The following is a 15,054-nucleotide window of genomic DNA, read 5'->3' on the forward strand; positions in this document are numbered from 1 at the left end:
TAACGGTGAGTCACCGCTATTGGACAGCACCTCAATATGTGGACACCCGGACCGGCTTCAGATCAGTTCCGGTCGGGGGATGTGAAAACGGCCGGCCCAGGCCAGCCGCTTTCGAACGTTCGTCGCGAATTAGATTTCAGCCAGACGTGCTGTATCTTCGGCGATGATCAGTTCTTCGTTGGTTGAAACAACCATGGCAGGAACACGGCTGTCGGCAGTGGTGATCACGCCTTCGCCGCCGAAGCGTGCTTTCAGGTTTGCTTCACCGTCAACTTCTACACCCAGGATCGCCAGGCGGTTCAGCACCATCTCACGGATCGGGGCAGAGTTCTCACCGATACCACCAGTGAAGACGATTGCGTCCAGGCGGCCTTCCAGAGAAGCCGTGTAACCAGCAACGTATTTCGCCAGACGGTGGCAGAATACGTCCATGGCGCGGGTCGCTTCTTCTTTCTCACCGTAGTTGTCTTCAACGAAACGGCAGTCAGAAGTCACTTCAGTCAGACCTTGCAGACCAGACTCTTTGGTCAGCATGGTATTGATTTGCTCAACGGAGTAGCCCAGGGTGTCGTGCAGGTGGAAGATGATCGCTGGATCGATGTCACCACAACGGGTACCCATCACCAGACCTTCCAGTGGCGTCAGACCCATCGAGGTGTCAACAGACTGGCCGTTTTTGATTGCACATACAGATGCGCCGTTACCCAGATGGCAGTTGATGATGTTCAGCTCTTCCGCTGGCTTGCCCAGACGCTCCGCGGTTTCACGCGTGATGAACAGGTGAGAAGTCCCGTGCATGCCGTAGCGACGGATACCGTGCTCTTTGTACAGGTTGTATGGCAGTGCGTACAGGTACGCTTCTTCTGGCATGGTCTGGTGGAACGCCGTGTCAAATACTGCAACGTTCTTCAGCGCCGGGAATGCTTTTTGAGCGGCTTTGATACCGATGATGTGCGCAGGGTTGTGCAGCGGCGCCAGGGTTGCACACTCTTCGATACCTTTCAGAACGGCTTCGTCGATCAGGGCAGACTGGGTGAATTTCTCGCCGCCGTGAACAACACGGTGGCCGATCGCTGCCAGGTTCTCTGCCAGTTCAGGTTTAGAAGCAAGGATAGTTTCAACCATGAATTTCAGGGCTTCTTCGTGCGCTGCGCCGTCACCCAGTTGAGCTTCGTGCTTACCGTCAAGTTTCCACTTGATACGTGCTTCAGGAAGGTGCAGACATTCTGCAAGACCTGTCAGATGCTCCTCACCAGAGACTGCATCAACAACAGCGAATTTAAGTGAAGAACTGCCGCAGTTAAGAACTAAAACCAGCTTAGACATGAGAGTGACTACCTATAATCTGTCTGAAAGTTGATATTCAACTGAATAAAAATTACCCATAGGATAGCCGACTTTTATCTCAGTCGAACTAACCTGGGTCAAATTCGTGTTATGTCCGTATCGGCGAGAATTGAGAACCCCCACACTTCCGTCCATCCTTGGAGGTTTGCCTCAGGTTGCCATAACGGTGAATACAGGCAACAATTAGTTTAGGCGCGCCTAGGATAGCGATTGTTAAGCAATATAACAAAAAGATTTTTAGAAAATTTTAATTTCAATCAAGTTTGTTATCACTAGATTTTAAATTCTATAGATTTTTTTGAGTTTTGGTGGTTTATGAGTCAGAAAAAATCGATCTGGGCCTCTTTTCAACAGGGCCAGCAGTACATGGCGATCTGGCCGATGCGAAAAGAACTGGCGGCGATGTTCCCGGAATCGCGCTATATCAAAGCCACAAAATTTGCCAGCCGGGTGATGCCGGCGGTGGCGGTGATGAGTGTACTTAGCCAGATGGCGTTCAACAATTACGAGGCGCTGCCGCAGGCGATTGCTGTGGCGCTGTTTGCCCTGAGTATGCCGTTGCAGGGGTTGTGGTGGCTGGGCAGGCGCAGCCGGACCCAGTTGCCGCCGTCGCTGGCAAGCTGGTATCGCGAGCTGCACGGGAAGATCACCAGCGAAGGGTTTGCCTTACAGCCGATGAAAGCGCAGCCGCGTTATCTGGAATTGGCCCAGGTGCTGAACCGGGCGTTCAAGCAACTGGATAAAACCGCGCTGGAGCGTTGGTTTTAACAGCCTGGCCTTAGGATGCTCGTTCGGAACCACGGTAAGCAAGCTGCTGGAATAAAACCAGAGAGACAAAAAAAGTAGCCGCCGGGCTACTTTTTTTATGCTGCGCGTGTATCTGTCGCGGCCATTACTCGTCGTCGCTGTCGATTTTCTTTTGGCGTACACCCGGCTTGGCCAGGATTTCCAGGTAGAAGGAGGCCAGTGCCAGGGACTCGGCTTCATCAATGAACTTATTGATTTCCTTGACGTGAATGACCTTTGCTTCCTGCTCGGTATGGCCGAATCGGCAGTCGAAATCCCAATAGTCCGCGCCGGCAGGCAGGCTTTTTCTGCGCTCCCGCTTGAGATATTTCTTCACTTCATACTTAACCGCTTCTACAACACGCGGAACTGCTTTCTTGGGGTGAGTTAAAGCAAATGTCTTTTTCATCGTTTTCCTAAAATAAAAAGGCCCGGTCCATGCCGGGCACGATGCGCATCATACTGGAAATTGTCCGCAGCGGCTAACTCCGCGTGCGCTGTGGTTAGCTGAGCAGCAGACTGTCGTCGGCCAGCTCTTCACCGCGAACTTTGCTGAACATTTCCAGCAGGTGCTTGACGTCCAGCTGCGCGCGCTCTTCGCCGTCAACATCCAGAACAATCTCGCCTTGGTGCAGCATCACGGTGCGATCGCCGTAGGCCAGGGCATCCTTCATTGAGTGGGTGACCATCATCACGGTGAGATCAAATTCCTCGACCACTTTCTGGGTCAGGGCCAGGACGAAGGCCGCCATCCGAGGGTCGAGCGCTGCGGTGTGCTCATCGAGCAGCAGTAGCTTGCTGTCAGCCAGCGTGGCCATCACTAGGCTCACCGCCTGGCGTTGGCCGCCGGAGAGCAGGCCGATATTATCCCCGAGGCGATCTTCCAGGCCCAGGCCAAGGATGCTGATCCGCTCCTGGAACAGTTTGCGGCGCTGGGAAGAGAGGGCCATTTTCCAGCTGCGGCGGCTGCCGCGCTTATAGGCCAGCGCCATATTTTCCTCGATGGTCAGCGAGCCGCAGGTGCCGGCCAGCGGATCCTGAAACACCCGCGCCGCATATTGGGCGCGCTGGTGGACCGACTGGGGGGTGACGTCGATATTGTCGATCAGCACCTGGCCGCCGACCATCGGTGTTTCGCCGCTGACGGCCCCGAGCAGGGTCGACTTACCGGCACCGTTGGAGCCGATGACGGTGACAAACTGTTTCTCCGGCACCGTCATTGAGATGCCTTTCAGGGCCTGGTTTTCCAGAATGGTCCCTTCGTTGAAGGTGACGCGAATATCATTGAGCTCTATCATTTTTCACCTTCACTGTGGTTCAGCCAGCTTTTTTGCGCCGGCAGGCTGTTTTTTCTTGCGCTGGATACGGGTTTTCATTTTCGGCGCGATGAGGGCGACTGCGACCAGCAGGGCGGTGATCAGGTTCAGATCAGAGGCCTGCAGGCCAAACATGCCGCTGCTCAGGGCAAAGGCCACGGCGAGGCGATACAGCACGGAGCCGAGGATCACCGCGACCACTGCGACCCAGATCTTGCGACCGGGGATCAGGGTTTGGCCCAGGATCACTGCCGCCAGGCCGACCACGATGGTGCCGACCCCGGAGGTGACATCGGCAAAGCTGTTGGTTTGGGCAAACAACGCGCCTGAAAAGCCGACCAGGCCGTTGGAGAGCGCCAGCCCGAAATAAGTATAGAGCGCAGTGTTGCCGCCCTGCGCGCTGACCATACGGCTGTTGACGCCGGTGGCGCGCAGGCCGAGGCCGAAATCACTGCCGAGCAGGCGGGTCACCAGCCAGCCACTGCCGATCACCAGCGCCAGCACCACCAGCAGGCGAACCAGGCTGGGATCAAGCCCGGCATCGAAGGCCAGGATTTCAAACGGGGTGAACAGGGTATCTTCCCCCAGCAGTGCCAGGTTCGGGCGGCCCATGATCCGGATATTGATTGAGAACGCCGCGATCATGGTGAGGATACTGGCCAGCAAGTGCAGAATGCCGCAGCGAATGGCGAGGAAGGCGGTGACCAGGCCGCACAGGCCACCGGCCAAAATGGCTAACAAGGTCGCTGTCCAGGGATCAATCCCGGCGACAATGGCAGTGGCGGCGACGGCAGCACCCATCGGGAAACTGCCGTCAACGGTCAGATCGGGGAAATCCAGCACCCGGAAGGTCAGGTAGACCCCGAGGGCGACCAGTCCGTAGACCAGGCCGATTTCCAGGGTCCCCAGCAAGGCAAAGAAAGACATCCATATTCTCCTTGTCTTTGTATTGGTTCAGGCTGTGCTCCAGGGGCCGGCTTGCAGGTCGGTCCCTGAAATCAGATCATCCCCGTGATTAGTTGGCGACCGAGGTCGCGCGCGTCAGCACTGATTCCGGGAAGGTGATCCCGAGTTTTTTCGCCGCTTTCTGGTTCAGGGCCAGATCAGAGCCTTTGGCCACTTTGACCGGCAGCTCAGCAACTTTCTTGCCTTTGAGCAGGGCGTCGACATACTCGGCGGTCTGGACGCCAACCTGGTAGTAGTCAAATCCCAGTGCGGCCAGGGCACCGTTCTCGATGTAGGTGGTGGAGGCGCCGACAATGGGTTTGTTAGCTTGATTGGCCGCATTGACCAGGCCGTCAATGGCACTGGCCACAGTGTTATCGGTTGGGGCATAGATGACATCAGCCTTGGCGGCGACAATCTGTGCGGCAGACTGGACATCAGCACTCTTGAGTGCGGTCCCTTCGACCACTTCCATGCCTTTTGCCTTGGCAGCTTCACGCAGCAGTTCAACCAGGGCAACTGCATTGGCTTCGCCCGGATTGAACACCACCCCGATGCGCTTGGCCTCAGGCAGCAGCTCCTTCATTAAATCCACATGCTGGGCGACTGGCGAGAGATCGGACAGGCCGGTGACGTTACGCTTGGGGTGGTCCATATCTTTCACCAGCTTGGCGCCGAGCGGATCGGTCACCGCAGTGAAGACAACCGGGATAGCGCGGGTGGCTGCTGCCAGGGCTTGTGCGGTTGGGGTGGCAATCCCCACCAGAACATCCGGACGTTCACCGACAAACTGCTTGGCGATTTGAACCGCAATGGCCGGGTTCCCCTGCGCGGTCTGGTAGGTAAATTCAAGGTTTTCACCTTCGACATAGCCTTTTTGCTTCAAGCCGTCTAAAAGACCATTGCGCGCAGCATCAAGTGCCGGATGTTCAACAATTTGCGATACCGCGACTTTGGCGACATCGGCGAGTGCCAAGGGGGCGGTCAAGGCCAGGGATGTGGCGACACAGGCGGCAGTAAATAGTTTATTTATCGGATTTTTCTTGAATTCCATCTCACAAGCTCCTTGCCAGGTAATGTAGTACGGCGCGGGGGAATAGCGTGGTTATAAAGTGGGTCCCCTCGGAATATTGTTTTAGCGCAATGTGGAAAGAAAGAACATCTATATTTTAACAAAAATTAAACATATATCAGGGCGTTTATTCTGCTTTTGGTTCTACAAGTAAACGATCTGGCCAATGATAATTTAAATCTCAGTTCGTTTTTCGAACAGCTCGATTTGTTTTGGTTGAATATTCTTATTTAGAATTTGTCGGGTGATCCGGCCTGACTTTGCAGCGCTTCGTGGGAAACCCACAGCTTGGCAAGGTTTGTTATGCAATGGATGGATTAACCGGCGATTGTGAGTCAGGGTGGGGCTTGGCTTGATGGCCACAGGCGTTGTTGCCTGCGGCTCAGGGGAGAGGGTTAGCGAACTGGCTTTTCCGGATGGCACTGGAGTGAATCGTTACGGGAGTGGATCTGACTCATGGCTGCCATCATCTTGTCCCGATCGACATAACCGGTCGGCAACGGCTTCATGGAGACCTGGTAATCCGGTGCCTGTGCGGCCAGTTGTCCCTGTTCGGTTACCGGGGTGACCATCACCACCTTCAGGTTCGGGTTCCGTGACCCAATTCGCGAGGCGGTGCCCAGCCCTTCGGCAACGTGGAAGCGCCCGGCAATGTGCATGATCTGCTTGTCCGGGTGACGTGTCAGGTAGTTCACCATGCTTTCGGCCATGGTATCGTCCCAGGCGGTCTGCGCGGCGAATTGACGGCGGGTTTTGGCTTCATCGCCATGGTGCATGGATGCGTTGAATTTCTCCAGGTAAGCATCCGGTGTGAGCGTCAGTGAGCGGGCCACCCATTGGCGTTCATCTGCTGGCAGGCGGTCGAGGTAGCTCGCGCCGAACTTGCCGATGCAGCGGACAATCGGTTTGGGAGCATTGGCTGCAATCACATCCAGTTGATGCTGTTTGGCAAATTCCACCAGCGGGCGGTAGCTGCCGGTGTAGTTGGGCCAGGCATTGCCTTCTTTGATGAGCGTTTTCTCCCCGATTTCGCCCGCCAGGTATTGATCGACCACCGCTTGTTTATCGCGGGTGAATTGTTCCATCGACAAGGCCAGGTTCGGGTTTTGTGCATACAGGGCGGCAAAGAGTCGGGTCTGCATCAGATGAGCCCCCGGATGACCGTGCCACTCTCCGACTAAAATGATGTCGGCGTCCTGAAGGGCCCGGGCCATTTCCGGTAGGGTCAGTGAATCCCCTTGCGGTGAGGTGATGCTGTAGTCGTAAAACGTTTGTGGCAGCGGAGCACTTTGAGTTGCCGTTGGCTCAGTACTGCAACCGAACAAGAAGCCTGCCAGTCCGAGAAGAAGCCATTTTTTCATGAAATCACCACTGTGGTTGAAAGCGCAGACAATTGACTGTGCGAACAGGTGCTTGCTGCATTAACTGTAGACGGGGCGGGATCATAAGGGAGAAAAAAAAGGAACGCAATCGAAGTGAGAATTATTTTCAAAGGGGCCGGTAGCCCCTAATTCTGGCGGTCGCAGGTCTGGCGGGATCAGTGCTTGCGGTAGACCCGGATCATAAAGTCCGTTTCGCACGGGAAAGCTTCGCTGGTTGCCAGCTGTTGCCAGATAGCGGCACTGGTTTTCCAGGCAAACGGCGTCATCTGCATCAGGGCGGTGGCCGCAGCGCCGGGTAAATCCAGGGTTTGGTGCAACTGCTGCTCGTCAATCAGGCTAAAGCCGTCGATTTGCTCCGGGGCGACATCGTGTAGTCGCACTTCATCGTAAATCAGTGCTTTGAGCTGGTACAGGTGGCGCGCAGCCGGGGTCACGGTGAGCACAATGCCGCCGGATTTGACGGTCCGCTTGAGCTCTTCGGCCTTGCACGGGGCGTAGATCCGGACAATGCCGTCCAGCGAGGCTTCGGCAAACGGCAGCCGGTGGCTGGAGGCAACGCAGAAGCGGCAGGCCTGGTGGCGCTTGGCAGCGTAACGGACCGCGACTTTGGAAATGTCCAGCCCGTGAACGGCCAGGTCGGGGTGGCCGACGGCCTCACCGATAAAACCGGCGGTGTAGTAGCCTTCGCCACAACCGATATCCAGCAGTTCGGCGCTGTGGGGCGGCAAGTGTTGGGCGAGCTTGGCAATCACGGCATTGCGCAGCGGCGCGTAGTAACCGGCTTCCAGAAACTGGCGCCGGGCCTGCATCATTGCTTTATTGTCCCCCGGGTTTTTCGAGCTTTTGTGGTGCGCCGGCATCAGGTTGACGTAACCTTCTTTGGCCTGGTCAAACTGGTGATTGTTGTGGCAGCGCCACTGGTTGCCGCTCAGCTGAAGCGGGTGGTGGCAGAGGGGGCATTGGTAAGGCATGACAAAAACCGGGGTGTTGAAAACAGCCGCCATTGTAATCACCCGCCTCCCTTGCTGCAAGCAAGGCGGCGGGTTGAGATTGTGCCGGGCTCCTGCTGTTCTCAGTTCGGCCGCACTTTGTACTCGGCTTTGTCGAGGTTGTGCTTTTTCATCCGCAAATAGAGCTTTTTGCGCGGGATCTGGAGGTAGTTCGAGACATCGTTAATCCGTCCGGCAAACAGGTAGAGCGCATCTTCAATCACTTGCTTTTCGTAGCTGCCGACCAGCTCGTCCAGCGGGCTGCTCATTTGATCCAGCGGTTTAGTGCGTTCCTGGCCGGCCAGCTTGACGATCCCGATGGCATAGAGCTCGGCGACATTTTTCAGCTCCAGGACATTTCCCGGCCATTCATAGCGGCTGAGCGTGTTGAGATAGGCCTTGTCGACCGGCGGGAGCGCTTTGCTGAGCTTGTGGCAGCTCAGTTTCAAAAAGTGCCGGAACAGCGGAATAATGTCGCAGTTGCGCTGTTTCAGCGACGGGATCTGAAAGCGGATCTGACTCAGGAAATAAAACAGCTCCGGTAACAGCTTGTCCTGCTCGACCTGGGCTTCCGGAGGGCCTTCGACCAGAGCCAGCACCCGGACTTCTTTTTTCCCCTGTCGTTCTTGCTCCAGCAGGAAGCGGCACAGCCACTTCTGGGTTTCCTGCGGCATGTCCTGAGGATGCATCAGGCACAGGCTGCCACCGCGGGCGGTGAGCATGCTGCGCTGCAGATCGGCCGTACACTGAATGGCTTCGCCCGTAATGGTGACATAGGGACCGGCACTGAGGGCGCTTTTCTGGTGCAGCAGCCGGGCGATGGTATGGCGGCCGACCCCATGCTCACCTTCAATCAGCACATCTTTAGTGGTGAGTGCCACTTCGGCAATTTGCTCACGCAGTTTGATCATCAGGGGACTGTCGCCGATCAACAGTTCGGCCGTGGTTTGCGTCAGGCTGGTACGCTGTTCAATCAGCTGTTTGCGTACCGGCAGGTGTTTGTCGAGCAGGGCCAGCAGCTCGTTGGGCTGGAGCGGCTTTTGCAGAAAATCAAGTGCGCCTTTTTTGACTGCGTCGACGGCCATCGGGATATCGCCGTGGCCGGTGATCATGATGACCGGCAACTCCGGGTCAAGGGTTTTGATCTGCTCGAGCAGCTCCATACCGCTCAGGCCCGGCATATACATATCGGTCACAATCACCCCCGGCCAGTTTCGGTCCAGTAAATCCAGGACCCGGGACGGGTCAGTGATGGCGCAGGTTTTGTAGCCGGACACTTCCAGCAGATGTTGGTAGGCATCAACGACATCTTGATCGTCATCGATGATCAGTACTTCAATATCGTTATTAATCGTCATAGCAGTTTAACTCCAACACGACCAGTGCGCCGCCATGAAGGTTCGAGGCGAGGTAGATATCCCCTTCCAGGCGGTCCAGAATTGAACGACAGATGCTCAGGCCGAGACCGAGCCCGACGTCTTTTGTAGTGGTAAAAGGTACAAAAAGTTGTTCAATAATTTCGGCATTGAACCCACTGCCGCTGTCACTGACGGCCAGCCGCAGTTGCCGTCCCTGGTTGGGGAGGGTGCAGACTGTAATGGTGCGTTCGGCCCCGGCCGCTACGGCATCACAGCTGTTGACCAGCAGGTTGACCAGAACCTGCTCCAGCTGAACCTGATCAGCAAGCACCATCAGGTGCGGGTCGAGCTCGCTAACGATGGCGGTTTTTTGCACTTTGGCCCGACTTTCGACGATCAGCATCGCTTGTTGCAGCGCGTCCTGGAGGTTGACTGGAACGAGCGGACTGTTGGCCGATTGCTTCTTGGCAAAGTTGCGCAGGCTGGCAATGATCCGTCCCATGCGTGAGGTGAGGCTGTCGATTTTATCCAGGCTGACCGGCAGTTGCTCCGAGCGACCTTTTTCCAGCGCCACCCGGGTGGCGAAGACATGGGTTGAAATAGCGCTCAGGGGCTGGTTCAGCTCATGGGCCAGCGAGGTCATGGTTTGGCCCACAACAGCCATTTTTGCGGCCTGGATCAGTTCATCCTGGGTTGCACGCAGATCGGCTTCAATTCGTTTGCGATCGTCGATTTCGGCGTTGAGCTGGCGGTTGCGGTTGAGCAGCGACTGGGTTTTGTCACGGACCATGTTTTCCAGCCATCGTGCGGCATTTTCCTGCTCGGTAATATCGGTCATGGTGATGATCACTTTGTCGCTGTTGCCCTGGCGGAACAAGCGAAAATCAAGGCGCAGATACAGCATTTTGCCCGAATGATGATCGTGTTTGAGGGTCAGGCTGCATGCGCCGTTATTGAGCAACGGACTGCCGAGGGCAAACAGGGTCTGGAGGCGCTGTTGCATGCTGTCGCTGAACAAGCTCCATAAGGTCTGCTGCGTTGAGGTATTGTTGTAGTGGAACAGCAGCTGGGCACTGGGGTTCACCGACTCTACCAGCCCCTGCAGGTTACAGGTGATGATACTGGCCTGGGTGTTGTTGATCAGGTTGAGGGCATTGCTTTGCTGCATTTGTTGCATCTGGTGGCAGAAGAGACGCAGGTTATCGCCCAGCATACCGATCTCATCCTTGCCGGAGACCTGCACCTGAGTATCGAGCTGGCCGTTGGCGACGGCGTAGAGATCCTGGGACAGTAAGTTTAATCGCTTGACGATGCCACGCCCGACCAAGTGGATTGACAAGATCACCGACAGGCAAACGGACAGCAGCATGGTGCCAAACAGGATCAGGTTGCTGATGGTGATGGTCCGGTGCGCCTGTTCATTCAGCTGATGCAGGTCGTGGTTCTCCTGCTCCACCATTTGTTGGATCAGATCTTCCTGGCTGGATAACCGGGTTTGGATCCGTTCCTGATAGCGCGCGATGTTGGTGTGGAGTTCGATATCCTGACGCAGTTGTGTTTCCAGTACCCCGGCCGGTGCCACCAGAGTGATAATTTCTTTGAGAAGCTGGTGGTAAGCTGTGGTAGCGGTGTAATGATCGAGGTTTTGGCTGATCGCATTAATCTCTTTGACTTTATTACCGATATAGTAAAAAGCCTGGCCTAGATCCAAGGTATGTCGCTGCTGCATGATTTCCTGAACCAGTAAAAACAGCTCGCTTTCCTTAACGGTAATGGACTGGATGTAGGAGAATTCCGTCATGGTTTCCCGGATCGCTTCCGGCCCCAGGGCATTGGGCACCACGCTGGTCAGTTGCCATTCAACCTCCTGGCGCAGGGGGGCCAGTTCGTCGACCAGATCCTTGTGCAGCCATTTGAGGGTCTTTTCGGTTTGGCTGACGGCATAACGATGGGCGTTTCGCTCGTAGAGTAGGTCGGTATAGACCGCGATGTCTCCAAGCAGGGTTTCGTGTTCGGCTTTAATGGCCTGGTAGTGGTCGAGATCGGCAGTTTCGTTGATCGCGGTACTGATCCGTTCCAGCTTTTCGCTGATTTCCTGCTTGAGTTTATTGTGGTGCACCGGATCCTGGTTGTTGCTCAGGGCATTGAGTGATGCCTGTAACCCGGCGGTGTTGCGCTCAAGCCGGTAACTGGTCCACAGTGCCGGTAGGTTTTTATCGACAATGGCTTTGATCTGGGTATCTAAGGTATTCCAGTTGATCACGGCGATGATACTGACACTGATGGTCAGAAAGGACATAAACGCTATGGCGGCAATCAGCCGGTTGCCGATGGTATTACGGATCAGCATGGCAACGTCTCACTGGCACCCGGCAGCAGCCCTGACTCGGCGGATACCGGTTCGGCAGGGGCGAAGCGAAGAGTACACGGCATTGCGAGTGGGGTTCGGCTCATGGCTTCCTGCAACGATTTGGGCTCGAAAGGTTCGGACTGCAAGCTTACTCCGAAGTGCTGATAGAAATAAAAATTGTTCGATGAACTTCTATGCTGTTAGCTATTTTGTTGGGTTGGGGGTGTTATGTTGAGTCAATATTGACTCGCAGGAAATGAAACTTGGTTGAAGATCACATATTCCGGTCAGACCTACCTAGTTTATCGCAGGAAACTGGGCGAAAGGAATCACAAATGGTGCCCGGTTGTGGGGCTGGAAAACGAAAACCGGAGCCATTGCCCCGGTTTTGATTCAGATGCTGTGCCGCCCGGGCCGTCAGGCATTGACGATTTGCTGTATCTCTGTGGCGGACAGGTGGTATTGGCGCGGGCAGTTGCGCCAGGTTTGTAGCATGCGTTGGTATTTGTCCTGCATTGGAACCTGGCTGTTGAAGTTGTGCTCGGCTTTTTCGAATTGTGGATACAGTCCTTCTTCTTCGGTCAGGAAACGAACATAGTGGACCAACTGCGACTCGGTGGCCGCATCGAAGCCCAGGAACTGCAAGCGGCGCGGTTCGACATCGACTTGCTTGTCCGCATCAAGCATCTTGTAGGATTCCTGTAGTGCGTGATGCAATTCCATCGCGTCAATCACCTGGCGGCATTCTTCTTCAGACAGGCAGCCAAAGTCTTTGTTCAGCTCACGCATCTGCAGCCCGTAGCCGCGCTCGACAATCGTTTGCAGGCGGCGGTACTTGGCGGCATTTTCCGGATCCATTTGCGCCATCAGATTGTACTGATTTGAAAGAATAAGACGTTGCGCGTTGGTCATTTCCATAGTGGTAGGCCTTTCATTATCTATTGAGCTGGGATTGAGATTAGCAGGTTGCGGGTAAAAAAAATTGATCTGACGACGGCTTGAAGGTGATTTTCCGTGAAATATAAATGACCGACGAAAGCTTGCCCAGTCAGGCTTCGCAGCGGATCAGGCCGCGGCTGGAAGCCCGGCTTTTCGCGGTCTTGGGAGAGCTTGCCAAAAACAGGGTTAATGAATTGATAACGTACTGATATACTTCAGCTCTTAACTTGCTGCAAGGATGTAGACACGGATGACATGGTTACAGGTTGCCGGTTATGTGGTGTGGTTGGCTGTGATACTGCTCAGTTTTCCCCGCGAATTCTGGCCCAAGTTTCGCTATGAGAAGGACTACCAGCATCTGGTGATGGCGAGCATAGTGATCCTGTTTATGTTGTGGGGACTGCGGGCCGGGATCGCCGATGGGCTGCAGGTGCATTTTCTTGCCCTGACGGTGCTGGCGTTGTCTCACGGCTGGCAGATTGCCACCTTGATTGGGTCGGCGGCGACTTTGCTGATGGCGGCGCTGGGCTTCGTGGCCTGGCCGGATATCGGCCTTTATGCCCTTACGGGCGTGATGCTACCGGCGATGTTCAGCTTTGCGGTGTTTTGGCTCAGCTACCGTTTTCTGACCCGGCACCTGTTTGTCTATATCTTTGTTGCTGCCTTTCTCAACGGCGCGCTGACTATGATCGTGCACCTGCTGCTGACCAGTGGCTGGATGTTCTGGAGCGGGACGTACAGCTGGGCTTATATCATGGACAATTATCTGTCGCTGCTTCCGCTGTTGCTGTTCCCCGAAGCCTTGCTGAACGGGATGGCAACGACCTTGCTGGTGGTCTACAAACCCGAGTGGGTCAGAACCTTTGCCGATCGCGATTATTTAGATCCGTTTAATCATAAAAAATAACCTTCTTCACTACGCTCATCAGACTCTTCTCGCGAAACAGAAATCCCAAAGAGCGCCTTGGGCGCTCTTTGGGGTCCTTTATCGCAAGTATCCGTTTTAGCTCAGGTCGGTGATATTGTCGTTTTCATCGAGGCCGAGTGCCATGAAGGCTGGAGTTCATGCCAGCTCGGCGCGATCATCTGAGGTGTTATCCGAATGACGGGCGTCATTTTCAAGCTCGGTGACGGCGACCATCTGGCCATAGACCGGGCGCAGGGCCCGCATTACATCTTGGCGGCTGATGATACCGACCAGTTTGTCGTCAACGACGACCGGGAACTGGTGCGGCCGGGTGATCACCATGGTGCGGGCACGCTCACTCAGGGACTGGGTGGTGAGCTGGGTGGCAATGCCGCCGCTGGAGACCGGGTAGAGAATATTCTTATCAATACTCATATACTCGGCGATTTCCACAATAGCGTTGTCCGGGCTGACGGTTTGGATCTCATGTTTCATCAAGTCCTGGACCTTGCGCTCCGGATCCGGCATGTAGTCGTTGAGCCAGAGGTCGACCAAGCTGTCGTGCAGGGAGAAGTAGCCCACCAGGCGTTGATCCTGGGTCAGCACCGGGGCACCGGTTAATTGCGCCGCCAGCAACTGATCCAGCGCCTCGGCAACTGGCATACCCGGTTGCAGCGTGACATCGGCCGGGCGCATGAAGTCGTTCACAAGTAAGTTGTCCTGCAGCATAGTATTATCCATATTCCGTGTTGATTGGTTTGAAAAGTCAGGTTGAATCAGGGTGGCGCCCGGCAAAGCCTGGAGCGGCGCGCGGTAAATCGTCCAGTAGCCAAGCCCGACCAGCACCCCGCCGCCGACGATATTGCCCAGGGTGACCGGGATCAGGTTGGCAAAGACGAAATTGCTGATGGTGAGATCGGCATACTGGCTCGGATCGGCGCCCAGCTCCACCCAGAAGGAGGCCGGGGCCAGGTGCTGGATGGTGATCCCGAGCGGTACCATGAACATATTGGCGACGCTGTGTTCAAAGCCGGTGCTGACAAACATCGCAACGGGTAGGATCAGCATTGCCATCTTGGTCATCATGTTGGCTGAGCAAAAGGTCATCCACACCGCCAGGCAGACCAGCATGTTACACAGTACCCCCAGCGCAAATGCCTGCAGCGGTTGGTGGTGCAGTTTGTGCTGGGCAACATTGAGCGCATTGAGCCCCCACTGACCGCCGTCAAGCTGATACAGGCCGGCCATCATGACCAGCACTAGCAACAGCATCGCGCCGAGGAAGTTCCCCGCATAGACCTTGCTCCAGGTGGCGATCATCCGCCGTGGGGTGATCTGTCGGTTGGCACAGGCAATTGCTGAGAGCACGGTACTGGTGAACAGCTCGCCGCCGCAGATCACCACCAGGATCAGACCCAGGCTGAACGCCAGACCGCCGAGTAGCCGGTTCAGCCCCCAGCTCAGGTGGCTGCCGCCGGTGGTGACGGTGAGGTAAAACACGAAGGCCAGGCCGATGAACACGCCGGCAGTGACTGCCAGAGCGACCGTGGTTCGGGTCGGTTTGGCGGTTTTTCCCACCGCATAGATCTCCGCTTGTTTCATCATCTCCTTGGGGTTGAAGTCACCGGGAGTGGAAGGCATTGCCGAAGCCATAAGCCAGTCC

General features: G+C 55.6%; 13 protein-coding genes. 2 read left to right on the forward strand and 11 right to left on the reverse strand.

Annotated elements, in window-relative coordinates; translation table 11 throughout:
- Window positions 1-129: 129 nt before the first annotated feature.
- Window positions 130-1,326, reverse strand: coding sequence for an acetate kinase (locus tag NNL38_RS03790; protein WP_255389698.1), 1,197 nt, complete (start codon window positions 1,324-1,326; stop codon window positions 130-132).
- 336 nt (window positions 1,327-1,662) lie between these two features.
- Between NNL38_RS03790 and yfbV the strand changes: the two genes are divergently transcribed.
- The gene (gene yfbV, locus NNL38_RS03795; protein WP_255389699.1) at window positions 1,663-2,115 is read left to right on the forward strand and encodes a terminus macrodomain insulation protein YfbV; all 453 of its coding nucleotides are present in this window, start codon (window positions 1,663-1,665) and stop codon (window positions 2,113-2,115) included.
- A gap of 124 nt (window positions 2,116-2,239) precedes the next feature.
- Here yfbV and NNL38_RS03800 read toward each other — a convergent pair whose 3' ends face one another.
- The 9 genes from NNL38_RS03800 to NNL38_RS03840 form a co-directional block, all read right to left on the reverse strand.
- The gene (locus tag NNL38_RS03800) at window positions 2,240-2,542 is read right to left on the reverse strand and encodes a DUF6172 family protein (protein ID WP_255389700.1); all 303 of its coding nucleotides are present in this window, start codon (window positions 2,540-2,542) and stop codon (window positions 2,240-2,242) included.
- A 94-nt stretch (window positions 2,543-2,636) separates the two neighbouring features.
- Window positions 2,637-3,431, reverse strand: a complete 795-nt coding sequence (locus NNL38_RS03805) for an ABC transporter ATP-binding protein (protein ID WP_255389701.1) — start codon at window positions 3,429-3,431, stop codon at window positions 2,637-2,639.
- A gap of 9 nt (window positions 3,432-3,440) precedes the next feature.
- The gene (locus NNL38_RS03810; RefSeq protein WP_255389702.1) at window positions 3,441-4,376 is read right to left on the reverse strand and encodes an ABC transporter permease; all 936 of its coding nucleotides are present in this window, start codon (window positions 4,374-4,376) and stop codon (window positions 3,441-3,443) included.
- Between the two features lie 88 nt (window positions 4,377-4,464).
- Window positions 4,465-5,448 carry an ABC transporter substrate-binding protein gene (locus NNL38_RS03815; RefSeq protein ID WP_255389703.1) on the reverse strand — a complete coding sequence of 328 codons (984 nt, stop codon included), beginning with the start codon at window positions 5,446-5,448 and terminating at the stop codon, window positions 4,465-4,467.
- A gap of 413 nt (window positions 5,449-5,861) precedes the next feature.
- On the reverse strand, window positions 5,862-6,827 hold the full coding sequence (locus NNL38_RS03820; RefSeq protein ID WP_255389704.1) for a ChaN family lipoprotein: 966 nt from the start codon (window positions 6,825-6,827) through the stop codon (window positions 5,862-5,864).
- Window positions 6,828-7,003: 176 nt separating this feature from the next.
- On the reverse strand, window positions 7,004-7,819 hold the full coding sequence (gene rlmA, locus NNL38_RS03825; protein WP_255390553.1) for a 23S rRNA (guanine(745)-N(1))-methyltransferase: 816 nt from the start codon (window positions 7,817-7,819) through the stop codon (window positions 7,004-7,006).
- A gap of 101 nt (window positions 7,820-7,920) precedes the next feature.
- A complete protein-coding gene (locus tag NNL38_RS03830) occupies window positions 7,921-9,195 on the reverse strand; it encodes a sigma-54-dependent transcriptional regulator (RefSeq protein ID WP_255389705.1) in 1,275 nt (424 codons plus the stop codon).
- Window positions 9,185-11,545 (reverse strand): ATP-binding protein, encoded by a 2,361-nt coding sequence (locus tag NNL38_RS03835; RefSeq protein WP_255389706.1) that lies wholly within the window; start codon window positions 11,543-11,545, stop codon window positions 9,185-9,187. Before NNL38_RS03835 ends, NNL38_RS03830 begins: the two co-directional genes overlap by 11 nt.
- A 417-nt stretch (window positions 11,546-11,962) precedes the next feature.
- A complete protein-coding gene (locus NNL38_RS03840) occupies window positions 11,963-12,463 on the reverse strand; it encodes a YfbU family protein (protein WP_255389707.1) in 501 nt (166 codons plus the stop codon).
- A 271-nt stretch (window positions 12,464-12,734) separates the two neighbouring features.
- Here NNL38_RS03840 and NNL38_RS03845 point away from each other — a divergent pair, with 271 nt between their 5' ends.
- A complete protein-coding gene (locus NNL38_RS03845) occupies window positions 12,735-13,391 on the forward strand; it encodes an energy-coupling factor ABC transporter permease (protein ID WP_255389708.1) in 657 nt (218 codons plus the stop codon).
- A gap of 156 nt (window positions 13,392-13,547) precedes the next feature.
- On the opposite strand, the gene focA is transcribed toward NNL38_RS03845, so the two are convergent.
- Window positions 13,548-15,044, reverse strand: a complete 1,497-nt coding sequence (gene focA, locus NNL38_RS03850) for a formate transporter FocA (RefSeq protein ID WP_255389709.1) — start codon at window positions 15,042-15,044, stop codon at window positions 13,548-13,550.
- Between the last annotated feature and the right edge of the window lie 10 nt (window positions 15,045-15,054).

The sequence above is a fragment of the Photobacterium atrarenae genome (assembly GCF_024380015.1).
Classification (GTDB): domain Bacteria; phylum Pseudomonadota; class Gammaproteobacteria; order Enterobacterales; family Vibrionaceae; genus Photobacterium; species Photobacterium atrarenae.

Excerpts from the sequence above, each read along its gene's own strand:
- NNL38_RS03790 (WP_255389698.1), bottom strand. The coding sequence starts at position 1,326 with ATGTCTAAGCTGGTTTTAGTTCTTAACTGCGGCAGTTCTTCACTTAAA.
- yfbV (WP_255389699.1), top strand. The coding sequence starts at position 1,663 with ATGAGTCAGAAAAAATCGATCTGGGCCTCTTTTCAACAGGGCCAGCAG.
- NNL38_RS03800 (WP_255389700.1), bottom strand. The coding sequence starts at position 2,542 with ATGAAAAAGACATTTGCTTTAACTCACCCCAAGAAAGCAGTTCCGCGT.
- NNL38_RS03805 (WP_255389701.1), bottom strand. The coding sequence starts at position 3,431 with ATGATAGAGCTCAATGATATTCGCGTCACCTTCAACGAAGGGACCATT.
- NNL38_RS03810 (WP_255389702.1), bottom strand. The coding sequence starts at position 4,376 with ATGTCTTTCTTTGCCTTGCTGGGGACCCTGGAAATCGGCCTGGTCTAC.
- NNL38_RS03815 (WP_255389703.1), bottom strand. The coding sequence starts at position 5,448 with ATGGAATTCAAGAAAAATCCGATAAATAAACTATTTACTGCCGCCTGT.
- NNL38_RS03820 (WP_255389704.1), bottom strand. The coding sequence starts at position 6,827 with ATGAAAAAATGGCTTCTTCTCGGACTGGCAGGCTTCTTGTTCGGTTGC.
- rlmA (WP_255390553.1), bottom strand. The coding sequence starts at position 7,819 with ATGCCTTACCAATGCCCCCTCTGCCACCACCCGCTTCAGCTGAGCGGC.
- NNL38_RS03830 (WP_255389705.1), bottom strand. The coding sequence starts at position 9,195 with ATGACGATTAATAACGATATTGAAGTACTGATCATCGATGACGATCAA.
- NNL38_RS03835 (WP_255389706.1), bottom strand. The coding sequence starts at position 11,545 with ATGCTGATCCGTAATACCATCGGCAACCGGCTGATTGCCGCCATAGCG.
- NNL38_RS03840 (WP_255389707.1), bottom strand. The coding sequence starts at position 12,463 with ATGGAAATGACCAACGCGCAACGTCTTATTCTTTCAAATCAGTACAAT.
- NNL38_RS03845 (WP_255389708.1), top strand. The coding sequence starts at position 12,735 with ATGACATGGTTACAGGTTGCCGGTTATGTGGTGTGGTTGGCTGTGATA.
- focA (WP_255389709.1), bottom strand. The coding sequence starts at position 15,044 with ATGGCTTCGGCAATGCCTTCCACTCCCGGTGACTTCAACCCCAAGGAG.